This window comes from Thioalkalicoccus limnaeus (assembly GCF_041197575.1).
GTDB classification, from domain to species: Bacteria; Pseudomonadota; Gammaproteobacteria; order Chromatiales; family Chromatiaceae; genus Thioalkalicoccus; species Thioalkalicoccus limnaeus.
Map to the genome: position 1 here is coordinate 1 of NZ_JBDKXB010000051.1, position 8,883 is coordinate 8,883.

Sequence of the window (8,883 nt, forward strand, 5' to 3'; positions counted from 1 at the left end):
GCGCGCAGCGGCGCGAAGGTGTCGTTCGTGATGCGACCGGCCCAGACGAGGTCCCACAGCGCCGCCTCCCGGTCCGCCGCGGTCGCCGCCGGGACCGCGGCCCGCACCGCATCATCGAGTTCGACGAGAAAGCTCGCACCGCGCCGTTCGAGCCGATCGAGGATCGCCGCCGGCACCGGATCGTCCGGCGCGGTCGGTGCTTGGGGCTGTGTCGGGGCCAACGCGAGCCGATCGCGGCGAAAGAGTGTGATGCGTCCGTCGCGCGCGCCGAGCGCCCCGCAGCCGACCCAGAAGATCCGGCCCGCCGCCGCCAGCCGATCGAGCTGTTCCGAGGTGAAGCCCGGCACGCGCCGCGGCAGGATGACCCCGTGCAGCACCGACCAGGGCAACGGCAGGCCCGCCAGTTGAGTCACGACCTCGAGCAACCGCTCGTCGCCGCCCCGGCGGCCATCGAGACCCTGCCAGTCGACGAGAAAGCGACCGAAGGCCGCGGCCTCGACCGGCGCGACCTGGTTGCGCAGCCGCGCCAGCGTGCGGCGCTTGAGCCGGCGCAGGACCTCGGCATCGCACCATTCGGGTTCGACACCACCGGGGCGCAGCTCACCGCGCACCAGCCGTCCGGCGGCCTCGAGCGCCGCGAGCAGCGGCTCGATCATCGCCGGGCGCAGCCCGTAGCGCTCCGCGACCTGCCGCGTGACGAACGGGCCATGGGTCCGCGCGTAACGCCGAATCAGTTCTTCCAGCGGATTCCCGACGGGATCGTCCGCACCTTGCGGCAACCCGGGCGGGACGACGACGCCGAGCGCGTCGCGGTAGGTCGTCGCATCGTCGGCGGCGATCCAACGCGACTCGCCGGCGATCCGCACCCGGACCGCGCGCCGCTGCTCGGCGAGTCGCGCGACCCAGGCCGCACCATCGCCGTCCGAGCGCGCGGCGATCTCGGCCTCGGTCAGGTCGCCGAGCCGCCGCAGCCGATCGTGCAGTTCGTCCGGATCGCGCGCCCGATCGCCGTCGGCGACCCGTTGCAGTTCGGCCTCCACTTCGGCCAGGACCTGCGGGTCGATCAGCTCGCGCAGCTCGGCCTGGCCGAGCAGCTCGGCGAGCAGACCGCGATCGAGCGTCAGGGCCTGGGCCTTGCGCTCGGCGAGCGGCGTGTCTTGTTCGTAGAGGTAGGTCGCGACGTAGGCGAAGACCAACGAGCGCGCGAACGGCGAGGCGGTCCGCGTCTCGACCTCGTCGATCCGGATCCGGCGACTGTGCAAGGCGCGCAGCAGCTCCTTCAGCGCGGCCAGGTCGAAGACGTCGCTCGAGAGCTCGCGGTAGGTCTCGATGACGATCGGAAAGGACGGATAGCGGCGCACCGTCGCGAGCAGCTCCTGCGCCTTCAGCCGCTGCGCCCACAGCGGGGTGCGCCGATCTGGTCGGCGGCGCGGCAGCAAGAGCGCACGCGCGGCATTCTCGCGAAAGGCGCCGGCGAACAGGGCCGTGTGCGGCAGCTGCGCCGTGACCAGCTCCTCGATCTCATCCGGGTCCGCCAGCAGGGCCGACAGATCCGGCCAGTCGTCGGCGTCGGCGATCCGCAGCACGATCCCGTCATCGGTATACATCACCTGGACATCGAAACCGCTGTCGACCGACAGACGCTGTTGCAGCGCCATCGCCAGCGGCGCATGCACGCGGGCGCCGAATGGCGTCAGCAGACAGACGCGCCAATCGCCGAGTTCGTCGCGAAAACGCTCGATCGTGATCCGCCGATCGCTCGGCAGCGTGCCCGTATGTTCGAGCTGCTCGAAGACATAGTTGGCCAGATTCCCGGCCGCGTACCGGTCGAGCGGCGCCTGTTGCATCAGCCAAGCGACGGCCCGTTCGCGGCCCTGTTCGGCCAGCTCGCGCACGAAGGCGCCGATCGCGCGCCCGAGTTCGAGCGGCCGACCCGGACCATCGCCGCGCCAGAAGGGCAGCTTGCCAGGCTCGCCCGGGGCCGGCGAGACGACCACGGCATCGCGCGTGATCGCCTCGACGTGCCAGGTCGTCGCCCCGAGCAGGATGTTTTCACCGGCCCGCGTCTCGAAGACCATCTCCTCGTCGAGTTCACCGAGCCGCGGCCCGTCGGCGCCGAGTCGCACGCTGTACTGGCCGCGATCCGGGATGGTTCCGGCATTGATGCGTGCGGTCAGCGCGGCCCCGCGGCGCGGCGCGGCCAGATCCGACTGGCGGTCCCAGGACAGCAATGGCCGCGGGCCGACCAGATCGTCGGCCGGATATCCGCCCGCCAACATCGTGATGACGCCCTCCAGCGCGCCGCGGCCGAGGTCGCGGTACGGATAGGCGCGCGTGATCAGATTGGCCAGGTCCTCGACCCGCCGCGGGGCGACGGCGCAAATCGCGACGACCTGCTGGGCGAGGACATCGAGCGGATTGCGCGGCACCCGCAGCGCCTCGATCTCGCCGCGCTGCATGCGTGCGGCGATGACCGCACATTCGAGCAGATCGGCGCGAAACTTCGGCAGGATCCCGCCACTGCTGACGGCGCCGACATCATGGCCGGCGCGTCCGACCCGCTGGAGGCCGCGCGCCACCGAACCCGGCGACTCGACCAGAATCACCCGGTCCACGGCGCCCATGTCGATGCCGAGCTCGAGCGAGCTGGTCGCGACGATCCCACGCAGTTGCCCGAGTTTCAGTGCCTCCTCGATCGCGGCGCGCTGCCCGGGCGCGACGCTGCCGTGGTGAGCGCGAACCAACTCCTCGCCGGCCGATTCGTTGAGGCGTTGCGTCAAGCGCTCGCACAGGCCACGGCTGTTGACGAAGATCAGGGTCGCCCGGTGCTCCCGGATCTCCGCCAGCAACCGCGGATAGATCGCCGGCCAGATTCCGCGCTCGCTGGCCTTGGCGGCCGGCGCCGACGCGGCAAGCTCGGCGAGGATCGAACCGCCACGATCCGCACGGGGCGGCTCCGGCATCCGCTCCATGTCCGGCACCGGCACCGTCACCGTCAGGTCGAGCCGCGGCGCAGTGGCGGCATCGAGGATCGCGACCGGCCGCTCGCCGCCGAGAAAACGCGCGACCTCAGCGGCCGGCCGCACCGTCGCCGACAAGCCGATCCGCTGCGGATCGGCGGCCGTCAACTCGGCGAGCCGTTCCAACGACAGCGCCAGATGCGCACCGCGCTTGGTCGGTGCCAACGCGTGGATCTCGTCGACGATGACCGTATGCACGGATCGCAGCGCCTCGCGCGCCTGCGCACCGAGCATCAGGAACAGGGATTCCGGCGTCGTCGCGAGGATCTCGGCCGGCTGCCGGGCCTGGCGCCGGCGCTCCGCCGACGGCGTGTCGCCGGTGCGCACGTCGACCGCGATCGGGCGCAGCGGCTGACCCGACCGCTCGGCCGCCTGCCGGATCCCGACCAGCGGCGCCCGCAGGTTGCGCTCGATGTCGTAGACCAGCGCCTTCAGCGGCGAGAGGTACAGCACCCGAACGCCCGATGGCGCATCGGCCGGCAACGCGGCACAGGCATCGATCCCGGCCAGAAAGGCCGCCAACGTCTTCCCGCTGCCGGTCGGCGCGATCAACAACGCATGGCGCCCGGCGGCAATCGCCGGCCATCCCAGGCGCTGGATCTCGGTCGGCGCCGCGAAGGCCGCGGCGAACCAGGTTCGGGTCGGAAGGCTGAATGGGATCATGCAACCGATGTGGTAGTCGACAGAGGTCTTGCCAATGGCGCTGACCCTCCACCCCGTGCTCGGCCCTCCGCTCAGTGGGGTGTTGGTCGCAAGACGACAGTGGAGCCAGGTACCTGCCATCTCGCCGAGGACTTCCGGACGACCACCGAACTCCTCGCAAACCGATTCGGTGATCGCCGGCACCGGCCAGGGCTGATCGCAAATTTTTCCATCCTGGTTGCCTTTTCCGCACGAGCCATCGCCTTTTCGCCGCCGGCAACTGGTACCTGACCGACCGCTGACGAGTGGTTTCAGGAGGCCGTCAGTGCCCTGGTATTAGGCTGGAGCCAGACTCGCGCGAAGACGCGGGTACGGTTTCCCAGTCAACCCCTTGCCGGAGTATCGAATCATGCTTCCCCTCGTCAACGATCTTTACCGCCCGACCGCCCTCAGCCAACCGTCGAAGACCATGCACCGGCGCCGACATCGGCCCTTGCGGATCGGCCGGCCGACTACGCGCTCGCCGGCGCCGAAAGCGCTACCAATGCCCCCTGCAATGCGCACCCCGCAATCCATCGAAGAGGCGATCTGGCAATGGATCGACGCCAACCCGCCGCAACTCTATCGCGGCGGTGCCTGAGCGAGCGGTGTCAGGGCTCCATCGCCTCGCCCGGCTCGGCTCCCAGACTCGAGGGATCCTGATGGATAATGATGTCCGCGTCAGGGTAGAGGGCGCAGATCTTGGCCTCGACGACCAGGGCGACCCGGTGCGCATTGGCCAGGGTCAGGTCGTCGTCCAGCACAAGATGCAACTGGATGATCGCCCGCTGGCCGGAGCGACGCGTGCGCAGGCCATGCACCCCATGTACCTCTGGCACGCTAGAGGCCAGGTCGAGGATGCGCGCACGGTCCGCATCCGGCAACTCCCGGTCCATCAGCAAATCGACCGCCTCCCAGCCCAGCCGCAGGGCGCTGACCAGCACCCAACCGGCGATACCCAGTCCGATCAGCGGGTCGGCCTTCGACCAGCCCTGTCCGGCCAGCATCAGCGCCAGAAGGGTGGCCAGATTGGTGGCGAGGTCGGTGGCATAATGCAGCGAGTCGGCCCGGATGGCCGGTGAGCGGGTGCGGCGGATGACATGGCGCTGGAAGGCGAGCAGCGCTAGGGTCGCGACGATGGCGAACAAGATCACCGCCACCCCGACGCCAGTGGCCGCGAGTGGGACCGGCTGGAGCAACCGGCCGATCGCCTCGGCGCCGAGGAACAACGCAGAGCCCGCGATCAAAGCAGACTGCCCGAGTGCGGCAAGGGCCTGTGCATTGCCATGACCGAAGCGGTGCTCACGATCCGGCGGACGCAGCGACCAGTGCACGGCCAGCAGGTTGAGCACCGAGGCGCCCAGGTCCATGGCCGAATCCACCAGAGACGCCAGCACACTGATCGAGCCAGTGAGCCCCCAGGCGATCAGTTTGGCCAGGATCAGCACCAGCGCGGTACTAACCGAGGCCCAGGTCGCCAGGCGCAACAGGCGCGCCTGGTCGGCGATCGCGTTGGTCTGCGCGGTGACCGTGTTTGGCGGTACCATTGGCACGGATAGGCGCTAGACTCGGCCGTGCACGGCGGCGGCGCGATGTGCGCCGTGCCGACTGACGGCAGCAGTCGACCTTGGCCACTGCAGGGCGGCAAGCATCACGCAGCGCAGATGACAGTTCGCCGTCAGGTCGGGGATTCGCCGCACCAGCACTTTTATCCGGGCCTCACTTAATCGATCAGGCGGCCTATCCCAGGCCCGCGGTCGGATGGAACAGCCAAGCGCCGCGCTTGGCGGCTCCATTTCGAGGCCGATCCGAGCCGAGTATAGACCCTGTGGAGCGTCTTTCTCCGGACGGGTCGGCCAATCGCCCGAACAACGTTGGTGTTCGATCCTGGACCAGGGTCGATCCGGCTTCGCGACCAATGGGGGCCAAAAGCCGTCAAGTCGGCTTGCATGCCCCCTGTCAGGATGGCACATTGCGCCCTACCCTTGTTCATCGTTCCCTCGCGGGTCCGCCACGTCGCGGGCACGTCCCATCCAGGGCGGCACCGACGCGGGGTGACGCGTGCTGGCGCCTGGAGAATCTCATGGCCCGCAGTCGTGGTTTCACGTTGCTCGAACTGATGATCGTCGTCGCGATCGTCGGCATCCTGGCCGCGATCGCCTATCCGTCCTATCAGGACCACATCCGCAAGGCGCGGCGTGCCGACGCCCAAGCGGCGCTGCTCGAGCTCGCTCAGTTCATGGAGCGGCATTACACGCTCAACAATAGCTATCTCTGCCCACAAGAGACTGGCGCCTGTAAGGATAGAAAAAATAATCAGCCGCCTAAGTTGCCCTTCGATAAGTCGCCGAAGGATGGCGATGCCGAATACTACACCCTAGGTTTCGATGGCAATCCAACCGCCAACAGCTTTACCCTTCAGGCTACGCCCAAGGGGGCGATGGCCGGCGATCCCTGCGGTACCCTGACCATCACCAATACCGGCGTCAGGGGTGTTGGTGAGGATAGCACCCTAGCCGTGGACCTCTGCTGGCGCCGCTGAGCCGGTGCCCACGGCCGTCACGTCCGTGCGGCCGCGGGCCGCACGGGCGGTCACCTTCCGCGGCGCCGTCAGTGGGACACGGGTTTGCGGAAGTGCAGGATGCCCCAGTTCAGATAGCCACGACGCCCGGCGTCGACCCAATGGCCGAGCCCGGCGATCATCCGGTCGATGTAGTCGTCCGAAACCCGGCCGTGCAAATCGGGACGCGTCCGCTCCAGCTCCGTGCGGACCCGCCCATAGTGGCGAACGAGGTTCTCGGTCAGGCCGTGCACGGCGACCTCCTTCAGGCCGTGACGCGCTGCGGCCTCCCGATAGAAGGCGACCGACCCGAGGCTGTCCAGATGGATGCGTTCGAGGACCGGCCCCAGCACACCGGGCGGGCAGTCGTCGGCCTGCATCGGGTCCGTGAAGATGAACTCACCGCCGGGGCGGAGCACGCGGGCGGCCTCGGCGACGACGCGGTCGCGCTCACCGCTGTGCAGGATCGCGTCCTGTGACCAGACGAGATCGAAGCTGGCGTCGGCCGCCGGGACCGACTCGAAGCTCCCGTCGACGACCTCGATCCGCTCGGCCAGCCCCTGTTCGCGATTCACGTCGCGATTGCGCTCGTTCTCCTTCTCGCTCAGGTTCAGCGCCATGACCCGGCATCCGAAGCGCCCCGCGAGGAAGCGCGCCGCACCGCCGTACCCAGCCCCGAGATCGAGCACGCGACTATCCGGTCCCAGCGTCTGCGCCACCGAGGCCATCCGCTCGACGGTGCGCCGACTCGCCGCGGCGATCGGTTGCTCGTCGCTGTCATAGAGCCCGATGTGGATATCCTCGCCGCCCCAGATCAGAAAGTAGAAGTTGTCGGCATCATCGCTGTTGTAATAACGCCGGGCCGTTTCGACGATTTCGGAGTAACCCGCACTCATTCCTCTTCCCCCTCGGCGACATAGGACTTTTCGGCGACATGGATGAAGAAGTCGGGCTCGGTATCGTGGTAGGTCTCCTGAAAATCCCCATAGGTGGTGACCTTCTGGAAACCGACCTCGCGCAACAACTGGCGCACATAGCCTTTGCGCAGTGGGAACATGTTCAAATGGAAGACATGCTCGCCCGGAAATTCGTATCGGAAACGCGCCAGCGTCTCGTCGACGTATTCCGGCGTCGCCCGGACGTTATCGCCGCAGTAGTAGTAGTTGTGGGTGGGCTCGATGCGGTGATCGAGGATCGCGTCGTAATTGCGCTGATCGAGGATCAGGATCCCATCATGGCGCAGCGTGGCGTAGAATTCGGCCAGGGCCTTGCGCCGGTCGTTGTCGTTGTGCAGGTGGGTGAAGGAATTGCCGAGGCAGATGACGGCGTCGTAGAAATCGTGCACATCCCGGTTCAGCCAGCGCCAGTCGGCGTGGATCGTACGCAGGATGAAATCGCGTCGGCGGGCGTTGTCGAACGCCTTCGCGAGCATCGTCGGACTACCGTCCGCGCTCGTGACCTCGAAGCCGGCCCGTAGCAGCTGCAGCGAGTGGAAACCGGTGCCGGTCGCGACGTCGAGGACCTTCCTTGCGCCTTGCTCCTTGAGCTGACGAATGAAGAAATCACCCTCGCTTCGCGCTCGGGCATCCCAATCGATCAGTTCGTCCCATTTCTCGACGAAGCCGTGAATGTACTCCGATTGATAGTGATTGGTATCGCGGACCGCCAACGGATCCGCGCCATAGTCCTGCGCCCGACGATTCATCGCCATAGAGGTCTCCTCTCCCCCTCGAGATCGGGGAAGTGCTCGTGGCCCGTTCACGTCGACGCGTGGCGCGACGTATGCCAATGCCTGCGAAAAGACACAGCGATCGATTTCAGCGAAAAACCGGCTGGCAACCCGAAGTTGCCACGAATGCACGCCCTGGCGGCGTGGCGTCGTCAGTCGCCTGACGGATGGATGCCGGCACCTCGCGCGTGCGGCTGACAAGTCAGAGACTTGCGCCGACGTGCCTATGGGCCGTTGGTTGGAGCCTCGGTATTCTACAGGCATCAGATTTGACGTCTACCCCAAAACCCTGACCCGATGCGCGACGACCCGCATGACCCATCCGCCATCGGGCAACTCGTTGCGGCGCTGCGTCGACGAGCGCGGCTCGATCGACACCGGCTAACGCTAGTCCTCGCTGGCAGCGACGCCTGGACCGCTTCCGTGTGCGCGGACCACGCCGGCGATCGAACGCTCTGGTTGAGCGATCGGCAGCATCTCGCCAAGCCTCGGCGGCCGCTGCGCGCCGCCGAAGGACTACTCGGCACCGAGGTCGACGAGCTCGTCTACGATGCCCACGGCGGACTGGATCCGGATGGCTTCGGCGCGGCGACCGGAACCCTGCGCGGCGGCGGGCTCCTGTGGCTACTGACACCGCCGCTGTCGGATTGGCCGCGCTGGCCCGACCCGCAGGCCGATCGCATCCGGGTCCATCCCTATCGCGCCGCGGACCTCAGCCGACACTTCATCCGCCGCTTCGTGCTCGCGCTCGCGACGAATCGCGGCTGTTGGATCCTGCACGAAGGTCAAACGCCACCGCAGGTCCCGCGGGTCCTCGAGCGACCCGTCCGACCCGCTTGCGGCGAACCCGGCGAACCCGGCGACATCGCGACCGCGGCTCAGCGGCGCGCGAT

At 67.9% G+C, this 8,883-nt stretch carries 7 protein-coding genes; 3 read left to right on the forward strand and 4 right to left on the reverse strand.

Going from position 1 to position 8,883, the window contains the following annotated elements; genetic code table 11:
- A partial coding sequence (locus tag ABC977_RS17705; RefSeq protein WP_369668608.1) for a DEAD/DEAH box helicase occupies positions 1 to 3,683 on the reverse strand: 3,683 nt, incomplete at its 3' end.
- A 388-nt stretch (positions 3,684 to 4,071) separates the two neighbouring features.
- On the opposite strand from ABC977_RS17705, the gene ABC977_RS17710 reads away from it, so the two are divergent.
- On the forward strand, positions 4,072 to 4,302 hold the full coding sequence (locus ABC977_RS17710) for a hypothetical protein (protein ID WP_369668602.1): 231 nt from the start codon (positions 4,072 to 4,074) through the stop codon (positions 4,300 to 4,302).
- A gap of 10 nt (positions 4,303 to 4,312) precedes the next feature.
- On the opposite strand, the gene ABC977_RS17715 is transcribed toward ABC977_RS17710, so the two are convergent.
- Positions 4,313 to 5,248 (reverse strand): cation diffusion facilitator family transporter, encoded by a 936-nt coding sequence (locus ABC977_RS17715; RefSeq protein ID WP_369668603.1) that lies wholly within the window; start codon positions 5,246 to 5,248, stop codon positions 4,313 to 4,315.
- A gap of 536 nt (positions 5,249 to 5,784) precedes the next feature.
- On the opposite strand from ABC977_RS17715, the gene ABC977_RS17720 reads away from it, so the two are divergent.
- Positions 5,785 to 6,243 (forward strand): type IV pilin protein, encoded by a 459-nt coding sequence (locus tag ABC977_RS17720; RefSeq protein WP_369668604.1) that lies wholly within the window; start codon positions 5,785 to 5,787, stop codon positions 6,241 to 6,243.
- Between the two features lie 68 nt (positions 6,244 to 6,311).
- On the opposite strand, the gene ABC977_RS17725 is transcribed toward ABC977_RS17720, so the two are convergent.
- Both ABC977_RS17725 and ABC977_RS17730 read right to left on the reverse strand, forming a co-directional pair.
- Positions 6,312 to 7,157 (reverse strand): SAM-dependent methyltransferase, encoded by an 846-nt coding sequence (locus ABC977_RS17725; RefSeq protein WP_369668605.1) that lies wholly within the window; start codon positions 7,155 to 7,157, stop codon positions 6,312 to 6,314.
- Entirely contained in the window at positions 7,154 to 7,972 is an 819-nt protein-coding gene (locus ABC977_RS17730) for a glycine/sarcosine N-methyltransferase (RefSeq protein WP_369668606.1), read from the reverse strand. The genes ABC977_RS17725 and ABC977_RS17730 overlap by 4 nt, the downstream gene beginning before the upstream one ends.
- A gap of 315 nt (positions 7,973 to 8,287) precedes the next feature.
- Between ABC977_RS17730 and ABC977_RS17735 the strand changes: the two genes are divergently transcribed.
- The coding region (locus ABC977_RS17735; protein ID WP_501040252.1) for a tRNA(Met) cytidine acetyltransferase TmcA domain-containing protein at positions 8,288 to 8,883 on the forward strand (596 nt) is incomplete at its 3' end.